Here is a 1,511-nt window from a genome sequence, read left to right as displayed (position 1 = left end):
TTCCTGCGCGCCCGCAACCGCCCGGCGCCCGAGGTCGAGGCCCTGGACCCAGACGAACGTCGGCGCCTGGCCGAGATCATGCGCGATCCCTGACGCCGGGTCGCGCTTTCACCGCCCGCGAATTTCGGCATGATCCCCGGAAACGGGAGGATGACATGAGCTTCGAGACCATTCAGTTCGCGGCAGCCGACGGCGTCGCCACGCTGACGCTGAACCGCCCCGCGGTGATGAATGCGCTGAACACCCGCATGCGGGCCGAGATCACGCAGGTGCTGACGACGCTGGCGCCCGATGTGCGTGCCGTGGTGATGACCGGGGCAGGCCGGGGGTTCTGTTCCGGGCAGGACCTGACCGATGCGGGTGCCGCCGCCGATCTGGAGCGCACCCTGCGCGAGGAGTACGAACCGATGCTGGCCGCGGTCACCACCTGTCCCGTGCCGGTCATCGCCGCGGTGAACGGGGTGGCGGCCGGGGCCGGGGCGAACCTGGCGCTGGCCGCCGACGTGGTGATCGCCGCCGAAAGCGCCAGCTTCATCCAAGCCTTCACCCGGATCGGGCTGATCCCGGATGCGGGCGGGACATGGATCATCCCGCGGGCGGTCGGCATGGCGCGCGCGATGGGAATGATGCTGTTCGCCGAACCCGTGTCCGCGCGGCAGGCGGCGGACTGGGGGATGATCTGGCAGGCGCTGCCTGACGCCGATTTCGCCGCAGGGGTCACGGCCCGGGCGCAGGCGCTGGCCAAGGGGCCGACCGGCGCGTTTCTGGCCATCAGGCAGGCACTGACGGCCTCGTTCGGGAACGACATGCAGGCGCAACTGGCGCTGGAGGCACGTCTGCAGGGGCAGGCCGGACGCAGTCACGATTTCGCCGAAGGGGTGACGGCGTTCCTGGAAAAGCGGCCGGCGGTCTTTACCGGCCGCTAGGCAATCTGGCGAAAGACCGGCGCGGGCCCGCGATTATCAAAGAAGGGCACCGTGTCGGGCGCGGCCAGCGGCTGCTCATGCGGCAGGTCGCGGATCAGCGCCGTCAGTTCGGCCAGCACGACCTCGGTGATGAAGGGCAGGTCCAGCGCGCCTGCCTGATCCAGCGGCACCCAGTGCAGATAGGACAGCTCGTCGCAGGCGGCGCCGAAATCATCGGGGTCGCCGGCGATGTCGGCCGCATCCGCGACGAAGAAATGCGCATCGAACCGGCGCGGTCGCCCCGGTGGCGTGATCGCCCGGAACAGATAGATCAGCGGACCCGCATCGGGGGTCAGACCTGCCTTGGCATGACCGGGCCAGCCGCAGGGTGCGCCCCCCGGACGGCCGATCAGCAGCCCCGTTTCTTCGGCCAGTTCGCGCAGGGCCGCGGCAGCGATGGCGTCGGGGGACAGGCCATCCTCCTGCAGCAGGCGCGCGCGGCAGGTCGGGCCAAGGGGACGGGCCAAGGCAACTTGCGCGTCCTCGGGGTCGACGGCCCCGCCGGGAAAGACGAATTTCGACGGCATGAAGGCCGCGCCGGCGCCG

General features: G+C 70.6%; 2 protein-coding genes. One reads left to right on the top strand and one right to left on the bottom strand.

Features of this window, described 5'->3' with window-relative positions; translation table 11 throughout:
• Positions 1 to 155: 155 nt before the first annotated feature.
• A complete protein-coding gene (locus tag TW83_RS17475) occupies positions 156 to 926 on the top strand; it encodes an enoyl-CoA hydratase-related protein (RefSeq protein WP_045984063.1) in 771 nt (256 codons plus the stop codon).
• Here TW83_RS17475 and TW83_RS21400 read toward each other — a convergent pair.
• The coding region (locus TW83_RS21400; RefSeq protein ID WP_045984062.1) for a DNA mismatch repair protein MutT at positions 923 to 1,511 on the bottom strand (589 nt) is incomplete at its 5' end. The two genes, TW83_RS17475 and TW83_RS21400, sit on opposite strands and share 4 nt — an antisense overlap.

The sequence above is a fragment of the Paracoccus sp. S4493 genome, assembly GCF_000967735.1.
GTDB lineage: Bacteria > Pseudomonadota > Alphaproteobacteria > Rhodobacterales > Rhodobacteraceae > Paracoccus > Paracoccus marcusii.
Note: the sequence above shows the minus strand (reverse complement) of the source record. Positions and strands in the feature narration are given on the sequence as shown.

Coding starts and splice junctions, on each gene's coding strand:
- TW83_RS17475 (WP_045984063.1), top strand. CDS start 156: ATGAGCTTCGAGACCATTCAGTTCGCGGCAGCCGACGGCGTCGCCACG.